The sequence below is a fragment of the Henriciella marina genome, from assembly GCF_027213945.1.
Taxonomy (GTDB): domain Bacteria; phylum Pseudomonadota; class Alphaproteobacteria; order Caulobacterales; family Hyphomonadaceae; genus Henriciella; species Henriciella marina_A.
Genome location: NZ_JAPWGW010000002.1, coordinates 88,215 through 106,742, shown reverse-complemented (window position 1 = coordinate 106,742; position 18,528 = coordinate 88,215). Strand labels below are relative to the sequence as shown.

Annotated in this window: 18 protein-coding genes; 9 read left to right on the top strand and 9 right to left on the bottom strand. The window is 59.3% G+C overall.

Going from position 1 to position 18,528, the window contains the following annotated elements:
* Window positions 1-112 precede the first annotated feature (112 nt).
* From O4G74_RS06950 to O4G74_RS06935, 4 genes are all read right to left on the bottom strand, one after another.
* Entirely contained in the window at window positions 113-1,018 is a 906-nt protein-coding gene (locus tag O4G74_RS06950) for a hypothetical protein (RefSeq protein WP_269401913.1), read from the bottom strand.
* A 108-nt stretch (window positions 1,019-1,126) separates the two neighbouring features.
* The gene (gene parE, locus O4G74_RS06945; protein WP_269401912.1) at window positions 1,127-3,124 is read right to left on the bottom strand and encodes a DNA topoisomerase IV subunit B; all 1,998 of its coding nucleotides are present in this window, start codon (window positions 3,122-3,124) and stop codon (window positions 1,127-1,129) included.
* A gap of 95 nt (window positions 3,125-3,219) precedes the next feature.
* Window positions 3,220-3,873, bottom strand: coding sequence for a uracil-DNA glycosylase (locus O4G74_RS06940; RefSeq protein WP_269401911.1), 654 nt, complete (start codon window positions 3,871-3,873; stop codon window positions 3,220-3,222).
* Window positions 3,866-4,438 carry an NYN domain-containing protein gene (locus O4G74_RS06935; protein ID WP_269401910.1) on the bottom strand — a complete coding sequence of 191 codons (573 nt, stop codon included), beginning with the start codon at window positions 4,436-4,438 and terminating at the stop codon, window positions 3,866-3,868. Before O4G74_RS06935 ends, O4G74_RS06940 begins: the two co-directional genes overlap by 8 nt.
* A gap of 130 nt (window positions 4,439-4,568) precedes the next feature.
* On the opposite strand from O4G74_RS06935, the gene rpoZ reads away from it, so the two are divergent.
* From rpoZ to recO, 7 genes are read left to right on the top strand one after another with little or no spacing between them, the layout of a single operon-like run.
* Window positions 4,569-4,919 carry a DNA-directed RNA polymerase subunit omega gene (gene rpoZ, locus O4G74_RS06930; RefSeq protein ID WP_269401909.1) on the top strand — a complete coding sequence of 117 codons (351 nt, stop codon included), beginning with the start codon at window positions 4,569-4,571 and terminating at the stop codon, window positions 4,917-4,919.
* A 7-nt stretch (window positions 4,920-4,926) separates the two neighbouring features.
* Window positions 4,927-7,170: a RelA/SpoT family protein gene (locus O4G74_RS06925; RefSeq protein ID WP_269401908.1), complete on the top strand. Its 2,244-nt coding sequence runs from the start codon at window positions 4,927-4,929 to the stop codon at window positions 7,168-7,170.
* On the top strand, window positions 7,167-7,748 hold the full coding sequence (gene pyrE / locus O4G74_RS06920; protein ID WP_269401907.1) for an orotate phosphoribosyltransferase: 582 nt from the start codon (window positions 7,167-7,169) through the stop codon (window positions 7,746-7,748). Before O4G74_RS06925 ends, pyrE begins: the two co-directional genes overlap by 4 nt.
* 14 nt (window positions 7,749-7,762) lie before the next feature.
* Entirely contained in the window at window positions 7,763-8,176 is a 414-nt protein-coding gene (gene acpS, locus O4G74_RS06915) for a holo-ACP synthase (protein ID WP_269401906.1), read from the top strand.
* Window positions 8,173-8,943: a ribonuclease III gene (rnc, locus tag O4G74_RS06910; protein WP_269401905.1), complete on the top strand. Its 771-nt coding sequence runs from the start codon at window positions 8,173-8,175 to the stop codon at window positions 8,941-8,943. Before acpS ends, rnc begins: the two co-directional genes overlap by 4 nt.
* A complete protein-coding gene (gene era / locus O4G74_RS06905) occupies window positions 8,933-9,880 on the top strand; it encodes a GTPase Era (RefSeq protein ID WP_269401904.1) in 948 nt (315 codons plus the stop codon). The genes rnc and era overlap by 11 nt, the downstream gene beginning before the upstream one ends.
* Window positions 9,880-10,617: a DNA repair protein RecO gene (gene recO, locus O4G74_RS06900; RefSeq protein WP_269401903.1), complete on the top strand. Its 738-nt coding sequence runs from the start codon at window positions 9,880-9,882 to the stop codon at window positions 10,615-10,617. The genes era and recO overlap by 1 nt, the downstream gene beginning before the upstream one ends.
* On the opposite strand, the gene O4G74_RS06895 is transcribed toward recO, so the two are convergent.
* On the bottom strand, window positions 10,614-11,312 hold the full coding sequence (locus O4G74_RS06895; protein ID WP_269401902.1) for an extensin family protein: 699 nt from the start codon (window positions 11,310-11,312) through the stop codon (window positions 10,614-10,616). The two genes, recO and O4G74_RS06895, sit on opposite strands and share 4 nt — an antisense overlap.
* A gap of 78 nt (window positions 11,313-11,390) precedes the next feature.
* On the opposite strand from O4G74_RS06895, the gene parC reads away from it, so the two are divergent.
* Both parC and O4G74_RS06885 read left to right on the top strand, forming a co-directional pair.
* Complete coding sequence (gene parC, locus O4G74_RS06890; RefSeq protein ID WP_269401901.1) at window positions 11,391-13,625, top strand: DNA topoisomerase IV subunit A; 2,235 nt, start codon at window positions 11,391-11,393, stop codon at window positions 13,623-13,625.
* A 66-nt stretch (window positions 13,626-13,691) separates the two neighbouring features.
* Complete coding sequence (locus tag O4G74_RS06885; protein ID WP_269401900.1) at window positions 13,692-14,252, top strand: LemA family protein; 561 nt, start codon at window positions 13,692-13,694, stop codon at window positions 14,250-14,252.
* Between the two features lie 81 nt (window positions 14,253-14,333).
* On the opposite strand, the gene O4G74_RS06880 is transcribed toward O4G74_RS06885, so the two are convergent.
* The 4 genes from O4G74_RS06880 to O4G74_RS06865 are packed head-to-tail and all read right to left on the bottom strand — an operon-like array spanning window position 14,334 to window position 18,522.
* Complete coding sequence (locus O4G74_RS06880) at window positions 14,334-15,914, bottom strand: TRAP transporter large permease (RefSeq protein ID WP_269401899.1); 1,581 nt, start codon at window positions 15,912-15,914, stop codon at window positions 14,334-14,336.
* Complete coding sequence (locus O4G74_RS06875) at window positions 15,904-16,569, bottom strand: TRAP transporter small permease subunit (RefSeq protein ID WP_269401898.1); 666 nt, start codon at window positions 16,567-16,569, stop codon at window positions 15,904-15,906. The genes O4G74_RS06880 and O4G74_RS06875 overlap by 11 nt, the downstream gene beginning before the upstream one ends.
* 9 nt (window positions 16,570-16,578) lie before the next feature.
* On the bottom strand, window positions 16,579-17,700 hold the full coding sequence (locus O4G74_RS06870; protein WP_269401897.1) for a TRAP transporter substrate-binding protein: 1,122 nt from the start codon (window positions 17,698-17,700) through the stop codon (window positions 16,579-16,581).
* Between the two features lie 57 nt (window positions 17,701-17,757).
* Complete coding sequence (locus O4G74_RS06865; protein WP_269401896.1) at window positions 17,758-18,522, bottom strand: arginyltransferase; 765 nt, start codon at window positions 18,520-18,522, stop codon at window positions 17,758-17,760.
* Window positions 18,523-18,528 lie beyond the last annotated feature (6 nt).

Here is an 18,528-nt window from a genome sequence, read left to right as displayed (position 1 = left end):
CCTCAGCCGGAATTTCCGTATCTGGAGACTATTGTGACCTGTTTGCGGGTTCTTTCAATGCTGGCGAAAACATTGATCCGGAAATATCAACCGTCGAGGGAGAGCGTTCTGATCAGATCGGTCTGACAGCGCCCGGGCAATTGAGATCTAGCGTAAAAGCAGGGCGATGTGGTTCGGGCACCGCTTCTGCACGCTCAAACGTCTTGAAAACGCGCGCAAGTGCAACCTTGCCGAACGTTGCCGGAACGACGCCCTGCGGACGACCCGGCTTCGCCCCGAACGCGCGTCGCAAACGCCCATTGGCGTAAAGAGCGTTGGCCCGGAACAGGGCGGGCCATGTCATGAACTCACACGAAAGCGAGACATTCATCATGTCGCCATTCTGGACCCGGTGCGGCGCATTCTGAGGCCACGAGATACCTTGCCCGGGTTTTAACTCAAATGGCTGGCCGTGATGTTCAAAGTCGTTTTCGAAGTAGAGGCTTTCGTCGCCTTCGCCGAGCGCAATTGCTTCAAGGCGCTCCGTCGGCGCGAATCTCTCTGTCTCAGGATAGAGGTAAAGGGTCTTCGTGCCACGCACCTGGAGAAGCGCCACCAGCGGAATATCCAGATGATAATGAACATGAATTCCGGGTGACGAGATAAGAACGCTCATATCGCGCTTGATGATTCGCTGGCCGATACGCGATTGCAGGCTGTCGAAGATATTCTGGGCCGTGTCGGCATAGTAGGACACAAGCTCGTTGGTGGCGCGAAGGTTGAGCCATATGCGTCCCTTCTTCACGGCCTCCAGGATTTCTTCACCGTTCAAATCGTTCGCAGTGCCGAATATAGGCTTCTCATCGCCTTCTACCTGTTCGCCAAAGGTCCAGATGCCGAGCCTGTCACGCGGGTAGGCGTCAAGCAGCGCCGCAAGTGATGCGTCGCAGAATAGCGGCGACTGATGCAGGCTGTGCTCAGCCTCCAGAAGGTTCGCGTCCAGCTTGTCGTGCCGAACATATTGCCAGTGAATACTCATTAGCCTGCGTCCAAACCAGGGTCACCCATTGGCCCGGCCTATACCGGAGGGGGGTGAAGAAACCCTTGTCTGGCCCGCAAGATTTACGCCAGCGCGGCGCCTAAATCCTCAGATATCGAGTTCAGAGGCGAATTGCGCATTGTCCTGGATGAACTTGAAGCGGTGCTCGGCCTTGCGGCCCATCAGCGTGTCGATGAGTTCGGCAGGCTTCATCTCGGTCAGCTCGTCCATGGAATCTGGTAGGGTGATACGCGCGAGTGTGCGTGATTTCGGATCCATCGTGGTTTCTTTGAGCTGTGAGGCATTCATCTCACCGAGACCCTTGAAGCGGCCGATTTCGACCTTTTCGCTGTTCTTAAATTCCGACGCGATGAGCTCTGCCTTCTGCGCGTCGTCCATCGCATAGACCGACTTCCCCTTGTGGCTGAGACGATAGAGCGGCGGCATCGCCATATAGAGACGGCCGCTCTCGATCAGGCCAGGCGTCATCTGATAGAAGAAGGTGATGAGCAGCGATGCAATGTGTGCCCCGTCAACATCAGCGTCAGTCATGATGATGACGCGCTCATAACGAAGATCGTCGAGACTGAAGCGCGTCTTGAGGCCCGTGCCGAGCGCCAGCATCAGGTCTGCGAGTTCCTGGTTCTTTTCGAGCTTGTCGACGGACGCGGATGCGACGTTGAGGATCTTGCCGCGCAACGGGAGAATGGCCTGCATCTTCCGGTCGCGCGCGGTCTTCGCCGTGCCACCAGCAGAGTCGCCTTCGACAATGAAGAGCTCTGTATCGCCGGAATTTGCCGAACAGTCGGCAAGTTTCCCAGGAAGACGAAGCCTGCGTGTTGCGGACTTGCGGGCGACTTCCTTGTCCTTGCGGCGCTTGGCGCGCTCGTCGGCACGCTCCATTGCCCAATTGAGAAGCTTGTCGGCCTCTTTCGGGCTACCCGCAAGCCAGTGATCGAACCGGTCGCGCACGGCGTTCTCGACCAGTCGGAAGGCCGCCGCAGTCGATAGCTTGTCCTTGGTCTGGCCGACAAATTCTGGCCCGCGAATGAAGACCGATAGCAGGATGCCAGCATAGGACATGACATCATCGGCGGTGATCGCAGTCGCCTTCTTCTGACCTGTCAGCTCGCCGTAATTGCGCAGACCTTTTGTAATGGCAGAACGAAGGCCCGCTTCATGCGTGCCGCCATCGGGCGTCGGAATAGTATTACAGTAAGAGCGCGAGAAGCCGTCGGCTTCGCCAAAGCCGGCAGCCGTCCAGGCGATCGCCCATTCGACCTTGCCTTCATCGGTCTCAACGAGGCCTGAAAAGGCTTCATTCGTAATGGTCGCTTTGCCCTTGAAAACCTCCTCCAGCTGGTCGGCAAGACCATTGGGATAGGTGAGGGTGGCTTCTGCCGGGATCTTGGAATCCTCAGGCAGGAGTGACGGGTCGCAGGACCAGCGCACTTCGACACCGCGATACAGATAGGCCTTGGACCGGGCCATCTGGAAAAGGCGGGACGGGCGGAAGCGGAGCTTGTCGCCGAAGATTTCGACGTCGGGACGGAAGCGCACACTTGTGCCACGACGGTTCGGGGCAGCGCCTTTCAGCTCGACCGGAGACATAACCTGCCCACGCTCAAAGACCTGAACGTAGAGCTTGCGGTCACGGGCGACCTCGACCTCGACCCGTTCCGAGAGTGCGTTCACGACCGAGATGCCGACCCCGTGCAGGCCGCCAGCCGTCGCATAGGCCTTGTCAGAGAATTTGCCGCCCGCATGGAGCGTGCACATGATGACTTCGAGGGCCGATTTGTCCGGGAATTTCGGATGCGGATCGATCGGGATGCCGCGACCATTGTCGGTGACCGTCAGGAAGCCGTCCGCATCGAGGCGTACCTCGATCCGATTCGCGTGGCCGGCCACGGCCTCGTCCATCGAATTGTCGAGAACTTCGGCAAAGAGATGGTGATAGGCGCGCTCATCCGTGCCGCCGATATACATGCCCGGACGTTTGCGGACAGGTTCGAGCCCTTCAAGGACTTCGATATCCTTGGCTGAGTAGCCGGATGTGTCTGCTGGAACGTCGTCGAACAGTTGTGCTTGATTGGAGCCTGTCATGACCACCTCGTCTAGACCGAATCATGCCGATCATACGAGCGCGAACATCAGCTCTCCTAGTCCTGCGCAGCGATTAGCTGTTGAAGGATTACCGCTCAGCGGCCGAGAAGCTCATTCGCCCGTGCAAAGACATCTTCAAACATCGCCGTCGTCAGGCGTCCGGTATTCGTATTGTAGCGCGAGCAATGATAGCTCGACAACAGGATCCGATTGTCAGGCAGGCGATACTCGCTGCCATGACCGAACGGGTGATCCTTCAGCTTCAGATCAAAAGCGCGCAGCGTTGAGTCGTGCGAAATCTTGCCGAGGCAGAGCAAGACCTTCGCGTTCGGCAGAGCATCGATGCGCGACGTCAGATAATCACGGCAAGTGTTGATCTCGGCGCCCACCGGCTTGTTCTTTGGCGGCACACACCTCACGGCATTCGTGATCATTGCATCTTTCAGGACCAGCCCATCATCGGGCCGGGCCTGGTATTCACCCTCGCTGAAGCCGAACTTGCCGAGCGTGGCGTAGAGAAGGTCGCCGGCCCAGTCGCCGGTGAATGGGCGCCCTGTCTTGTTGGCACCGGTCACGCCGGGGGCGAGGCCGATAACGAGCAGGCTTGCATTATCGTCACCGAATGACGGAACGGGCGCATTGAACCAGCCGGGATGGTTGAGCCGGTTCTGTGACCGATAGGCCACGAGGCGCGGGCAAAGTTCGCAATTCAGCGGTGCTTCAGGCGGGAAGGCGTTCTGATCAGTCATCGTCTGAATAAGACACCGCGCGCTCGGACGTTCCAGAGCGAGGCCGCCCGATCAGGTCTGACAGGTCTTCAAGGTCGATGAATATATCGGCCTCGCGGCGAAGCTCGTCTCCAATCGTCTGCGGTTGTGTCTTGGCAGATGAGACAACGGTGACGCGGCATCCCTGCGCCTTTACCATTTCGACAAGCCTGCGGAAGTCGCTGTCGCCTGCAAAGAGAACGATGTGGTCAACCGTGCTCGCCGCCGCCATCATATCGACAGCGATCTCGACATTCATATTGCCACGGACCCGGCGACGGCCCTCGCGGTCAGTGAATTCACGCGCTGCTTTGTGGATGACGTTGTAGCCATTGTAGCTGAGCCAGTCGACGAGCGGTCTGACCGGGCTGTAGTCTTCGCCCTCAACAATGGTCGTGTAGTAATTGGCGCGCAGCAGCCTGCCGCGATTTCTGAATTCAGCCAGCAATTTGCGGAAGTCGATTTCAATCTCAAGCGATCGAGAGGTAGTGTAGAGGCTTGCGCCATCAATGAACAACATCAGTCGTTCGTCTTTATAGAATGCCATTTTTAAACCAGAAATCAAAGTCATAGAGAAATAATTACAAGGCTAGCGCCGGACTGCAGCGACCGCAAGTGACGGGTTGTATCGGTGTGCTGCAACGCATATAAAGAGCGGCTATCAGGAGATTTCCCATATGGCACGAGTAACTGTCGAAGATTGTATCGAGCAGGTCCCGAACCGTTTTGACCTGATCCTTCTGGCTGCGCAGCGCGCACGCATGATCCGCGAAGGTTCGCCGATTACTGTCGAGCGCGACAACGACAAGGATCCGGTCATTTCCCTTCGCGAGATTGCTGACCGCTCCGTCAGCCTCGATGTGGTTCGCGAAGGGCTTATCGCCAACCTCCAGGAAGTCCGTCCTGGCGAGGAAGAAGAGCGTGAGGCAGACCGCGCAGCGCTCGAGACGGCGCCTGCGGCCACCGAAGAAGACGTGATGCGCGCCTACCAGGCCGAACTGGAGTCGGGCCGCGACGACCGTTTCTGATACTGCAATGAGCAGCGCGGCCGCCACTCACATTGATCGGTCGCCCCCAAATATGGAGCGGCGCGACGCTGGTGCGCGCGCCGTTATTCCAACCCGCGATGACCTGATCGACGCGGTCCGGGCCTATTATCCTGAAGTAGATTCCAGACGTCTCGGCGAGGCGTATGATTTTGCCAAAGAAAAGCACGGCGAACAGCTGCGCAAATCCGGCGATCCCTACTATTCACACCCTGTGCAGGTCGCGATGCTGATTGCCGGCATCCAGCTCGACCAGTGCACGATCATGGCCGGGCTTCTCCACGACACAGTCGAAGACTGCGATGTGTCGCTGGACGAGATTGAGACCCGGTTCGGCAGCGATGTGGCTGAGCTCGTCGATGGCGTCACCAAGCTTGGGAAGCTTGACTACAAGTCCGAACAATCCAAGCAAGCAGAGAACTTCCAGAAATTCATCCTGGCGACGGTGAACGATATCCGCGTCCTGCTGGTGAAGCTGGCTGACCGGCTTCACAATATGCGGACGCTTCACTTTATCCCGAAGGAAGAGTCACGGCGGCGGATTGCGGGCGAAACGCTGGAAATCTATGCGCCGCTGGCTCGCCGCGTGGGTCTTTACCAGGTGGCATCCGAGCTGGAAGATCTCGGCTTCCATCACGTAAATCCGGAAGCGCGCGCCAGCATCGTTGCAAAGCTCGAAGAGCTGATGTCGGAGAATGCCGACGACCTTGAACGCATTCGCTTTGCGATCAAGCAGGTCGTCGCTGAGCAAGGCCTTACAGCACGCGTGAAGGGACGCCGCAAGCAGCCCTATTCGATCTGGCGCAAGCTGGAGCGCAAGTCGATTTCATTTCGCGACGTCGCAGATATTTTCGGGTTCCGCGTCATCGTTCGCGAAACCGGCGAGTGCTATCAGCTGTTGGGCGCATTTCACACGGTCTGGGCGTGTCTGCCTGATCGTTTCAGGGATTTCATTTCTGTTCCGAAGCCGAACGGTTACGCATCGATCCACACCACCGTTCGCGCCTCTGGTAACCGCCTCGTAGAGTTGCAGATCCGCACCGAGGAAATGGACCGGACGGCCGAGCATGGCGTTGCCGCGCACTGGACGTATAAGAACAGCGAATACGGCTTCGATATTGAATCGTCCAAGGCTGCAGGCCTCGACCCCAGCGTAAACCTGCGCGCATTCGGTGAGCTTCTCGCCGATGGCGCAGAGCCCGATGAATTTCTCGAGCACGCCAAGCTGGAGATGTACCGCGAGCATGTGTTTGTCTTCACGCCCAAGGGCCGGCTCATCATTCTGCCGAAGGGCGCGATGCCGCTCGACTTTGCGTACGCGGTTCACACGGCCGTCGGCGACACTTGCGACGGCGCGAAGATCAATGGCGTCGATCGAACGCTTCGTACGCAACTCAAGAATGGGGACGTTGTCGAAATCCTTCGGCGTTCTGACTCTCGACCTACGGTCGGCTGGGAGGCGCTCACGGTAACCGGGCGTGCACGGTCTGCTATCCGCAGGCTGATCAGGGGGCGCGAACAGATCGAGTTTGTCCGTCTGGGCCGGGCACTGATGGACAGGGATCTCAGACGTGCCGGCATTGAACCGCTCGAAATCGACATGGTGCGTGTAGCCCGGCGCGCGGATTTCGAGACCGCCGAGGATCTTGCCGAAGCGATCGGGCGCGGTCGCTATGACACGAGTGACTTCATTCGCGCCGCGTTCCCGGGTCATGAGCCGATACAGGCGAATGCGCATGATCGCACTTTGATAGACGACCAGCACGCAAGCCAGATGATCGCAGGCGAGGATCTGACGCCGGGTGTTACCTTGCATCTCGGCGAATGCTGTCACCCGATCCCAGGGGACCGCATTATCGGTCTGAGGGAACCCGAGAAGGGCCTCGTCGTCCATACGATTTTCTGCCGCCAGGTTGCTGCTTTCGAAGATAGACCGGATCTCTGGGTTGACCTGCGCTGGAATGAGCTTGCCAAACAGGGCGTCGTGGCCGTTGGCCGGATCAGTGTTCAGGCGGTGAACAAGCCTGGCGTCATGGCGCTGCAGTGTTCGGCTGTCGCGCAGGCTGGCGGCAATATCACGCGCGTCGAGACCGGCGAGCGCGCCGCTGACTTTCTTCAGCTTGTCTTCGATATCGAGGTTGAGGACTTGCGTCATCTCGAGCACATAAGGGCCGCATTGCGGGCGCTCGCCGTCGTGGAGAGTGTTGAGCGGATCGAGGAGACGACAAATTGACGAATGACGACGTGCTGGATTGTTTTCGCGAAGCTGGTGCGCTGCTCGAAGGTCATTTCATTCTCTCCTCCGGACGCCGCAGCCCCGTCTTCCTGCAGAAGGCGCTCGTCTTCTCCCAGCCTGAACTGGCGGAGCGTCTCTGCAAGGCGCTCGCGCAGAATGTCACCGAGACATTCGGCAAGATCGACGTCGTGGCCGGACCAGCCGTTGGCGGCATCATTCCGGGATATGAGCTTGCGCGTCAGCTTGGTTGCCGCTCCATCTTTGCAGAGCGCGTTGATGGTGAGCTTCAGTTCCGGCGCGGTTTTTCAATTGCCGAAGGTGAGAAGATCCTGATCGCAGAAGATATCGTGACGACGGGTCTTTCTTTCCGCGAAACCGTTATCGCGCTTGGAAAACTGCCGGGTAAAGTCGTCGGTGGTTCCTGTGTAATCGACCGGTCGAACGGTCGTGCCGATGTGGGGTGCAAACTCGTTTCGCTCGCGCAGGTCGACTTCCCGGACTATGATCCGGACGATCTGCCGGACGAGCTTAAGGCGCTTCCGCCAGTCAAACCCGGCAGCCGGGGCCTTGCCTGAAGGAGCATCCGCTCATGATTATCGGTATGGGCAATGACCTCTGCAACATCGAGCGGATCGAGAAGTCGATCGAACGCTTCGGTGAGAGGTTCAAGCAGCGCTGTTTCACGGAAACGGAAATCGCACTGGCGGAGCGCCGGCGCCGTTCGGCTGAAACCTATGCGAAGCGTTTTGCAGCCAAGGAAGCCTGCGCAAAGGCGCTCGGCACTGGCGTGCCCCGGCGCGGTGTGCACTGGAGACATATGGGCGTTGTGAACCTGCCGACGGGAAAGCCGACCATGGCCCTGACCGGCGGGGCGGCCAAGCGTCTGGCGGAGATGATGCCTGAGGGACACGAGGCAGTGATCCACCTTACCATCACGGATGACCATCCATGGGCATCGGCTGTTGTCATTATCGAGGCGCTGCCTGTAGAAGCCTGCTCATGAAACCGGCCCGTCCAAAACGTACAAGACTGCGCGCCTCCGGACGGACGGTGAAGCGCAAACGCCCCGAACTGTCTGCCGAGGACCGTCAAGAGCTCGAGGGCCGGCTGGGATACACGTTCAGGACGGTTGAGTGGCTGAACCGCGCGCTGACCCATCCCAGCCTCATCGACAATTATGATGGCGACGCGCAATTCTCCAATCAGCGCCTCGAATTCCTCGGTGACCGGGTATTGGGCCTCATCATGGCCGAACTGCTCATCGCGAAATTTCCGTCTGAGCGGGAAGGTTATCTCACGCGAATTTTCCACCAGCTTGTCAGCGGCGAAGCCTGCGCAGAGGTTGGCGAAGCGATGAAACTTCGTCCCTTCCTGTTCCTAGATGCGTCGATGGAGAACAATAAGCGCGGCAGCTATGACAAGAGCGTCGCAGACGCCGTTGAGGCCATTGTAGCGGCTATCTATCGCGACGGCGGGCTGGAAGCGGCGCGCGCCTTTATCAGCCGCCATTGGATCATGGAGCTTGTGGATCGGGAAATCTCGCAGCAGAACCCGAAAACAAGGCTGAGCGACTGGTGCGGTGCCAATCGCGCACCCTATGCGACCTATGATATAATAGAGCGGTCTGGCCCGGATCACGAACCGGTTTTCCTTGTCGAAGCCAAGGTGGAAGGGCATGGGGCCGCGCGTGACAAGGGCCGTTCGAGGCAGGAAGCTGAGATGGCTGCGGCCGACCGACTTTTAAGGGATCTGATCCGTAATGCAGGCTGACGACATCAAACGCGCAGGCTTTGTCGCAATTATCGGGGCGCCGAATGCAGGCAAATCCACGCTGACCAATGCCATGGTCGGCACCAAGGTCGCGATCGTGACCCATAAGGTGCAGACCACCCGCTTTCCGGTTCGAGGTGTCGCGCATACCGGTGATGCGCAGCTCGTGATCGTCGACACGCCCGGCATCTTCGGGGCCAAGAAACGCCTCGACCGCGCCATGGTGAGATCGGCCTGGACCGGCGCTGAGGACGCTGATGCCGTTGTACACCTGATCGACGCCGCTGCCTGGATCGCAGAGCGCAAGGGCAAGTCCGCGCCAGCGCAGACCAAGTCCGTCGAGGACGACCGCGATGTGATCCGCACGCTGAAGCGCAATGACCGCAAAGTCATCCTAGCGCTCAACAAGATTGACCTGTTTCCGCACGATGAAGTCCTGCCGCTCATTGCGGAGTTCAATGAGAAGGGCGCTTATAGCGACATCTTCATGATCTCGGCAGAGAATGGGGATGGGCTGGACCTGCTTATGGACCATCTGGCTGTACAGATGCCGGAAGGCCCGGCCATGTTCCCGCCAGATCAGTCTGCGGACATCCCGATGCGCTTGCTGGCCGCCGAAATCACGCGCGAAAAGCTGATGCTTCGCCTTCACGAAGAGCTGCCCTACCAGCTGACGGTCGAGACCGAGACCTGGGAAGACTTCAAGAATGGTGACGTGCGTATTGAGCAGGCCGTCATCGTGGGCCGCGACAATCACAAGTCCATGGTGCTCGGCAAGAACGGCCAGACGATCAAATGGGTTAGCCGCGCCGCGCGCGAGGAGCTCGGCAAGCTGCTGGGTACACGCGTGCACCTCTTCCTCTTCGTGAAGGTGGACGAGAAGTGGCAGGAAAAGCGCGAGAGCTACGCCCATCTCGGACTGGAGTTCGATAGCTGATGCAGTGGCGCGATGAGGGCCTTGTCCTCGGCGGCCGCAAGTTCGGCGAAAGCGGATTGATCCTCGACGTGCTGACACGTGAACGCGGGCGCCGCTCCGGTCTCGTCTATGGCGGCGCTTCGCGCAAGAAACGCGCTCAATTTGAGCCTGGCAATACGGTCGACCTGTCGTGGTCGGGCCGTCTCGAAGAACAGCTTGGCCGGTTCGACGTTGCTGAAAGTTCCCGCCAGCGTGCATCCCGCCTCATCGACCTGCCATTGGCTCTGAATGCCGTGGCGTCGATCTGCGCGCTTCTGCGCGGCGCCCTGAATGAGGGCGATCACGCCGGTTCGGCACTGTTCGCTGCGACTGAGATGCTGCTCGATCAACTCGATAGCGATGAGGTCTGGCCGGCCCTCTATGTGCGTTGGGAACTTGGCCTCCTCGCGGCGCTCGGTTTTGGGCTTGATCTCGAAGCCTGTGCGGTAAGTGGCTCGAATGACGGTCTCACCCATGTCTCGCCGCGAACGGGGCGGGCTGTGAAAGGTTCGGAAGCCGCAGAATATGTCGACCGGCTATTCGTTCTGCCGAACTTCCTTATGGATGCGCGCTCTCCGGCGAAGGATCAGGATATCGCTCATGGGCTGGAGCTGACGGGTCATTTCATTGAGCGACGCCTGTTCAATACGATAAACCGGGATATGCCGGAGCCGAGACGGCGGCTGGTGGCAAAGCTGGGGCGCCCTCAGTTGCTCTAGCGGCAGATGCTTGAACGTCCCATGTCGAAGTGAAAGTGGTCCGCATGGGCAGCGTTGTAATCGGGGCCCAGCACGACCGAGAACAGCTGGCACGCCCCGCCATGCACCTCGTCCAGGAACGCGCCGAATTCGCTATCCTCGCGCCAATGCTGGCGTACGTCGATAACGCGACCATCGGCCAGACGAAACCCGCGAATATCAATGGCATTCGCACGGCCATGCTCACTCAAATTGCTTGAGCCAGCGATATTGCGGCAAGAAAATGAGCCATAGGAGAGAATGCGGTCGATATCTTCGCCGAGGATCTTTTCAGCCGCAGGTGCCACGATCTCACGCTCCCAGACGAAAAGTGATGCGGTCTGGGCGCAGGTCATTTTTAGCGGCGCGACGGAGTAGGGGTATGCCGACTGATCCAGTGTCAGGGGTCGTTCAAGCGGGCAGCGCTCCGTGCCGCTGCCTTCGGGAAGGGCCGTGTAGCCGACCTCTGCACGGTCGAGCAGGGCATAGCACTGGTTGAAGTCACCCTTGAGCCGCGCCAGCTTGATCGGCGTCGCAAAGCCGATCGGATCGGTCAGGCTGAGAGGCCGGAGCGGATTGTGTTGCACTGGAACGAACGCATTGAAGGCAATTGCAGCTAGAAGCAGTGCCGCAACGACACCAACCTGTTTAATACCCCGCTCAAGCGTGCTGATCATTTCTTATAATCGCCTGTCATTCTGATAGACTTAGGGCCAAGCCCGATTCCTGAGAAGGCAGAGCCCGAAGGAGCCACCATGTCCGACCTTCTGGACCCCGAAGATGGCAACATCATCAATGAGCCGCTGAGTGAAGCCCTCACCAAGCGCTACCTTGCCTATGCCTTGTCCACCATCACCTCCCGCGCCCTGCCGGATGTGCGCGATGGCCTGAAGCCCGTCCAGCGCCGCATCCTTTACGGCATGCGGGAACTTAAACTCGATCCGGAGTCCGGCTACCGCAAATGTGCGAAAATCGTCGGCGACGTAATGGGTAACTTCCACCCGCATGGCGACAGCGCGATCTACGATACGCTTGTCCGGCTCGCCCAGAATTTTTCCGTCCGCTATCCGCTGGTCGATGGTCAGGGCAATTTTGGCAACATCGATGGCGATAATGCGGCCGCTTACCGCTACACCGAAGCACGGATGACGGAGGCGGCAAAGCTGCTGCTGGACGGGCTCAACGAGGACGCCGTCGACTTCAAGGACAACTATTCCGAAACCGAGCGCGAGCCGGTCGTCCTGCCGGCAGGCTATCCAAACCTTCTGGCGAATGGCGCAACAGGGATTGCCGTGGGTATGGCGACGTCCATTCCGCCGCACAATGTCGCCGAAGTCATCGATGCAGCGCTCCTGCTGATCGAAGACCGCGACACGCCGATCACCGAGCTGATGAATGTCATGCCGGGTCCGGACTTCCCGACGGGCGGCGTCATCGTCGAGCCGCGCAGTGCCATTCGCGAAGCCTATGAGACTGGTCGGGGCGGCTTCCGTATCCGCGCGCGTTGGTCGGTCGAGGATCTTGGTCGCGGCACCTGGCAGATCATCGTCACCGAGATCCCCTACCAGGTCCAGAAGTCGCGCCTCATTGAAAAGCTCGCCGAGCTCATCGAAACCAAAAAGGCGCCGCTTCTCAGTGATGTGCGCGATGAGAGCGCCGAAGACATTCGCATCGTGCTGGAGCCACGTGCGAAGACGGTCGATCCAGACGTCTTGATGGAGAGCCTGTTCAAGCTCTGCGATCTGGAATCGCGCTTCTCCATGAACATGAATGTGCTTGATCGCGGCGCGCCAAAGGTGATGAGCCTGCGCGAAGTGATCATCGCTTATCTCGACCACCGCCGCGAGGTCGTGGTGCGCCGCGCGCGCTTCCGTCTCGACAAGATCGAGAAGCGCCTCCACCTGCTTGAGGGCTACCTCAAGGCCTTCCTCAACATCGATGAAGTCATCCGCATCATCCGTGAGGAAGATGAGCCCAAGCAGGAGCTGATCAAGCGGTTCGAACTGACTGATATTCAGGCCGAAGCGGTTCTCAACCTCCGCCTGCGTGCCCTTCGCAAGCTGGAAGAGATGGAGATCCGCAAGGAGAATGACGCGCTTCAGGAAGAGCGCGCTGATATTGAATCCCTGCTCGGCTCGACACGCCGTCAGTGGACCAGGGTCGGCAAGCAGCTGAAAGAGGCACGCAAGGTTTTCGATCCGGAAACCGAGCTTGGCCGCCGGCGCGCCACGTTCGAGGACGCGCCAGAAATAGACCTCTCAGCGGCACTTGAAGCGTCCTCGCCGAAAGAGCCGATAACGGTCGTGCTGTCTTCAATGGGCTGGATTCGCGGCATGAAAGGGCACGGACTCGATCTTGAAACGACCAAGTTCAAGGATGGCGACAGCCTTTATCTCAGCGAGGAGGTCCAGACGACTGACAAGATCGTCCTGCTCGCCAGCGATGGCCGCGCCTTCACGTTGACCTGTGACAAGCTGCCGGGTGGCCGCGGGCATGGTGAGCCGATCCGGCTGTCTATCGACCTGGAAGACAATATCGAGATTGTCGCCATGTTCAGGCTGGATGGCAGCAGGAAACGCCTCATGGCATCGGACGCAGGCTATGGCTTCATCGTGCCTGAGGGTGAACTTGAGTCGAACCGCAAGGCGGGCAAGTCCGTCGTCAATACAGGCGGGGGCAATCTGCTTGTCAGTCGAATTGTCGATGGTGACCAGATTGCGGTGATCGGCACGAATAAGAAGCTCCTCATCTTCCCGCTCGAAGAACTGCCAGAAATGGCGCGCGGCAAGGGCGTTAAACTTCAGGCCTACCGTGGCAAGGACAAGTTGGCTGACGCCATGACCTTCAAGGCCGAGGAAGGCTTCGCGGTGACGGATGCCGCTGGGCGCTCACGCACCTTCCCGGAATGGGAAGAATGGATCGGCAAACGGGCGCAGGCTGGCAAAACGGCACCGCGCGGATTTCCGAAGTCAGGTACATTCAAGGGTTAGCTTGTCTTCCCGCAGGGGCGGGTCTACTGAGTCAGCCGGGACAATCTTCGAGGTGGAGGGACCTCCATGACTTTTCTTTACGTTCTGATCGGTGCGCTGGCCATTCTGGTCGTTTTCCTGATCGGTATCTACAACTCGCTCGTCGCCAAGCGGCAGCGCTGCAATCAGGCTTTCGCCGATATTGATGTGCAGCTGAAGCAGCGCCAGAACCTGATCCCCAATCTTGTGGAAACGGTGAAAGGCTATGCCAGCCATGAGCGTGAAACGCTTGATGCGGTCGTGCAGGCTCGTAACTCGGCTGTAGCGGCCCATTCGCCGGGCGAAATGGCACAGGCCGAAGGCCTGCTGACCGGCGCGCTTGGCCGCCTGTTCGCGTTGTCCGAAGCTTATCCAGACCTGAAGGCCAATGAGAACTTCAAGGACCTGCAGGACGAGCTGTCGGTGATCGAAGACAAGCTTGCTGCCGCACGCCGTTTCTACAATGCGGCCGTTCAGGACTATAACACCTCGCGTGAGCAATTCCCGAACTCCATCGTGGCCGGCATGTTCAACTTCGAAGAGCGCGAATTCTTTGACCTTGGCGGCGACCGCACCGCCCTGTCGAACGCGCCGGAAGTGAAGTTCTAAGGCAAGCTGAACGCTTCAGAGAAAACATCAGGGTCCCGGTCTTTCATACTGAAAGGCCGGGATTTTTGTCTGCAAGTACGGTTAGTTCGCTTGGAGGGAAGGCAACCACGTCGCAAGCTGCGGCATGAAGGCGACGGCAAGGATCATCAGCAGTTGCAGGCCGATAAAGGGCAGGGCACCGCGCCAGATTTCAATCGTCTGAACGCTGTCTGGCGCAGCGCCGCGCAGATAGAAGAGCGCAAACCCAAATGGCGGGGTCAGGAAGCTGGTCTGCAGGTTCAGCGCCATCAGGATGGCCAGCCAGACCGGGTCGAACCCCATGATGATCAGAGGCGGAGTGACCAGCGGCACGACCACGAAGACGATCTCGATGAAGTCGAGAAAGAAGCCGAGCACGAACATGACCAGCATGGCGCCGATCAGAGCGCCCCACCGACCGCCGGGCACTGCCTCGAGAAGGTCAGCGACCATGTCATCGCCGCCAAATCCCCGGAAGACGAGCGAGAACAGCGATGCCCCGATCAGGATCAGGAAAACCATCGATGTAATGTGGACGCCGCTTTTCAGAGCGAGCGAAAGAAAGCCACGCCGATGCAGGATCAACATGCCAGCAGCGGTACCAGCCAGGAGAATGAATGCTGAGATGGCGATGACCGAGATGCCGACAAGCGTGATCGCGTCAGTGGTTGCAACGCCAAGCCGCAGATCCATCACATTTCGGATAACCAGAATCAGAATGAGGGAAACGAAGGCCGCCGCAATGATCCTCACTAGAAACGCATCTTTTGTTTCCGACAGTCGAAGGCCTGCAAGAAGCAAGGCACCGGCCACGCCGATCGAGGCAGCTTCTGTTGGCGTTGCGATACCGGATAGGATGGCGCCAAGCACGGCGATGATAAGGAAGAGCGGCGCACCGAGGCCGAATGTAACTTCCTTGCCTGTCAGCGGCGGGCTGTCATCGTCGATGACGGGCGGGCAGGACTCTGGTTTCAGGATGGCCATGATGGCGATCCAGCCAAGGTAAAGTCCGACCAGGAGCAGGCCTGGGATCAGCGCGCCGGCGAAGAGGTCACCTACCGACACCACAAAGCTGCCAATGCCCATTTCGTTGGCGGCCTGGCTCGCAGCATTGGAGACAGCATCCGCAAGCAGAATGAGGACGATGCTCGGCGGAATGATCTGACCGAGCGTGCCGGATGCCGCAATGGTGCCGGTCGCGAGTTTGGGATCATACTTATGGGCCAGCATGGTCGGCAGGGCGATCAGCGTCATCGTGATCACGGTTGCGCCAACAATCCCGGTTGAGGCCGCTAGCAACGCACCGACAAGCACAACCGCATAGCCAAGACCGCCGCGCATACGCCCGAGAAGCCGTCCAGCGATGTGTAAGAGGTCTTCTGCCACGCGCGAGCGTTCAAGGATAACGCCCATCAGTACGAAAAGTGGAACAGCGATCAGCGTTTCATTCTGCATGATCGACCCGCCCTGAATGCGGCTTGGCAGGGAGAGGAGCAGCGGTTCAGGAAAGACGCCGAGCGTGATGCCGACCAGCGCAAAGAGCAGGGCGACGCCGCCGAGCGTCAGTGCGACGGGGTAGCCGGCAAGCAAGGCGCCGATGGCCGTCAGGAACATCAGGAGCGCGAGCAGGAGTTCAAGCTCCATAATGACGCTCCTGCGGTGTGACTTCTTCGGCTTCCGCGGCGAACCCGGTCAGTCTGAGCGCCGATTTCAGGGCCACTGACAGACCAGCGAGTACCAGGAGAATGGCAAAGACCGGCACCAGCGTCTTGAACAGAAACAGGATCGGAAGTCCGTCGCTCTCGCGCGAGCCTTCAAACAGCGTCCAGCTGCGCGTGAGGCCCTGTTCGCCAGCCATAAGGAGGCGGATGCAGATCGGGAAGAGAAGGAGATAGGTGCCTGCAATTTCTATCCAGTTGCGGCCATTCTCGCCAAAGCGGGGGCGCAAGATGTCGACCCGCACATGAGCATCATCGCGAAGCGCCGTCGCAGCGCCTAGCATGAACATGGCGGCAAAGGCGTAGATGACTGACTCCGACAGCCAGGTAGCCGTCAGGGCCAGGGCGTAGCTGGCGATCACAACGACAAGCTGAAGCATGAACAGAAGGATGGCGGCCAGCATGGCAGCGCGCAGGACCCAGTCCAGTGAGCGGTCGAGACCGTCTGCAAGCGTTTGCCCGGCCCGGTAAAGCGGGCGCGGGATCACGAGTATCAGAAGAGGCAAAAATAGAAGAGGAGACGCGACGATCCCGATCCATTTCAGGAAGCTGCCGAGCGTCAGGAAGATTTGCGGGTCCATGGCGGCCGCCTAGCTTCCGGTGCGCCGGCCGAGGGCGCGCGCCGCATAAAACGGTCCGTCTGACACCGCCGCCCAGCCAGCCATCTTTTTCAGGGCGTCTTCAAAACTCTCATAGATGCGCTTCTCCAGCCCATCGCGTCCGGATGCGGCCCGTACATCTCGCGCTGCTTCGGCCATAGCCGCGACTACCTCGTCTGGAAAAGACCGAAGCTGGACGCCATGTTCGCGCACGAGCAAGTCCAGATAGACCGAGTTCTGATAGGTAAATTCGCCGAGCGAGAGGTGATTGACCGACTCGCAGGCTGCCTTGATCAGCGCCTGTTCGCCTGCCGTCAGGCTTTCCCAGAGTTTGAGGTTGATGCCGACAGCGAGACTCGCGCCCGGTTCATGGAAACCGGGCCCATAATAATAAGGCGCCTCGCGATAGAAGCCGAGTGAGTAGTCATTCCATGGCCCGACCCACTCAGTCGCGTCGATATTGCCCGTCTGGAGCGCCTGATAGATCTCGCCGCCTGGCAGGGACTTTGCTGAGCCGCCAAGGGCGCGCAGCACGTCGCCGCCTTGTCCCGGAATACGCATCTGAAGGCCGACAAGGTCGTCAAGACTGTTGATCTCGCGTCGGAACCAGCCGCCCATCTGGTGACCTGTATTCGCGCCCTGCAGCGGCTTGATGCCGAAGCCCGCCGACAGCTCGTCCCAGAGTGCCTGACCGCCGCCAAAGTCGATCCAGCCCATGATTTCCTGCGCCGTCATGCCGAACGGCACGGCCGTGAAGAAAGGGTAGGCAGTGGACTTGGCCGTCCAGTAATATTCGGCGCCGTGATACATGTCGGCAGAGCCGTTCGCGACCGCGTCGAAACTTTCAAAAGCCGGGACCAGTTCGCCCGCAGCGTAGACCTTCACTTCGATCAGACCTTCGGACATGGCAAGAATGCGCTCGGCTACGCGCTCGGCCGCGCGGCCAAGGCCGGGCAGGCCCTTGGGCCAGGTGGTCACCATGTTGAGACGCCGCCGGTTGCGGCTGATCGCAGGTGCGGCAAGGTTCGCCGCGTGATCAGGACTGCCAAAGGATGCGGCAGCACCGCCTATGCCAAGGAGACCTGCGCCTAGCAGGTTACGTCTTCGTATCATGTCCTCCCCCGGATCCTCTTGGGATCGCCCGGCCTTGCCCCTCTGACAGGTCGGGTTCTAGTCTTTCTCTTCAAGCGGACGCCAGACGGCCCCGTCAAGGACTTCGAGCGGCTGGAAGCGGCGTTTATAGTCCATCTTCGGGCTCTGCTTGATCCAGTAGCCGAGATAGACGTGCGGCAGCCCATAGTCCTCCGCGCTGCGGATATGATCGATGATCATATATGTGCCGAGGCTGCGCTTGGGCTGGCGCGTGTCGAAGAAGGTGTAGACCATCGAGAAACCGTCGCGCAGCACATCGGTCAACGACACGGCAACAAGCGGCGCATCCTCTTCAGGGCCTTCGCGGTACTCGAATATCAGGGTCTGAACGGGAGTCTCGTTCACCATGCCAGCAAATTCGCGAAACCCCATATCCGACATGCCGCCGCCTTCATGGCGCGAGACGAGATAGCGTTTCAGCAGGCGGAACTGCTCGCGTGTCGCCTTGGGTGCGACAGGTCGTCGGACGAGGTCTGCATTGCGCTTCAGGATACGCGTCTGGTTGCGGCTGGGGGTGAACCTTGAAGCATCAACACGCACACTGCGGCACGCATTGCATGAGGGGCAGGCTGGACGATAGGCGACCGACTGGCTGCGACGAAAACCTGCTTCGCTGAGCTGGTTGTGCAGCGTATCGGGGGCCGACTGGTTGAGATGGGTAAAGGCTTTGCGCTCCATCTGGCCGTCCAGATAGGGGCAAGGCGTTGCACCGGTGACATAGAAACGTAGTCCGCGTCCGACACCCGGTACGGTAAATAGCGACTCATCCAGTTTCATAGTCATCGATTA

Bases quoted from the DNA above. Each gene is read 5' to 3' on its own strand.
- O4G74_RS06875 (WP_269401898.1), bottom strand. From the start codon at position 16,569: ATGGACCCGCAAATCTTCCTGACGCTCGGCAGCTTCCTGAAATGGATC.
- O4G74_RS06940 (WP_269401911.1), bottom strand. From the start codon at position 3,873: ATGACTGATCAGAACGCCTTCCCGCCTGAAGCACCGCTGAATTGCGAA.
- O4G74_RS06880 (WP_269401899.1), bottom strand. From the start codon at position 15,914: ATGGAGCTTGAACTCCTGCTCGCGCTCCTGATGTTCCTGACGGCCATC.
- parE (WP_269401912.1), bottom strand. From the start codon at position 3,124: ATGACAGGCTCCAATCAAGCACAACTGTTCGACGACGTTCCAGCAGAC.
- rnc (WP_269401905.1), top strand. From the start codon at position 8,173: ATGAAACCGGCCCGTCCAAAACGTACAAGACTGCGCGCCTCCGGACGG.
- O4G74_RS06885 (WP_269401900.1), top strand. From the start codon at position 13,692: ATGACTTTTCTTTACGTTCTGATCGGTGCGCTGGCCATTCTGGTCGTT.
- acpS (WP_269401906.1), top strand. From the start codon at position 7,763: ATGATTATCGGTATGGGCAATGACCTCTGCAACATCGAGCGGATCGAG.
- parC (WP_269401901.1), top strand. From the start codon at position 11,391: ATGTCCGACCTTCTGGACCCCGAAGATGGCAACATCATCAATGAGCCG.
- O4G74_RS06870 (WP_269401897.1), bottom strand. From the start codon at position 17,700: ATGATACGAAGACGTAACCTGCTAGGCGCAGGTCTCCTTGGCATAGGC.
- O4G74_RS06950 (WP_269401913.1), bottom strand. From the start codon at position 1,018: ATGAGTATTCACTGGCAATATGTTCGGCACGACAAGCTGGACGCGAAC.
- O4G74_RS06895 (WP_269401902.1), bottom strand. From the start codon at position 11,312: ATGATCAGCACGCTTGAGCGGGGTATTAAACAGGTTGGTGTCGTTGCG.
- recO (WP_269401903.1), top strand. From the start codon at position 9,880: ATGCAGTGGCGCGATGAGGGCCTTGTCCTCGGCGGCCGCAAGTTCGGC.
- rpoZ (WP_269401909.1), top strand. From the start codon at position 4,569: ATGGCACGAGTAACTGTCGAAGATTGTATCGAGCAGGTCCCGAACCGT.
- era (WP_269401904.1), top strand. From the start codon at position 8,933: ATGCAGGCTGACGACATCAAACGCGCAGGCTTTGTCGCAATTATCGGG.
- O4G74_RS06925 (WP_269401908.1), top strand. From the start codon at position 4,927: ATGAGCAGCGCGGCCGCCACTCACATTGATCGGTCGCCCCCAAATATG.
- O4G74_RS06935 (WP_269401910.1), bottom strand. From the start codon at position 4,438: ATGGCATTCTATAAAGACGAACGACTGATGTTGTTCATTGATGGCGCA.
- O4G74_RS06865 (WP_269401896.1), bottom strand. From the start codon at position 18,522: ATGACTATGAAACTGGATGAGTCGCTATTTACCGTACCGGGTGTCGGA.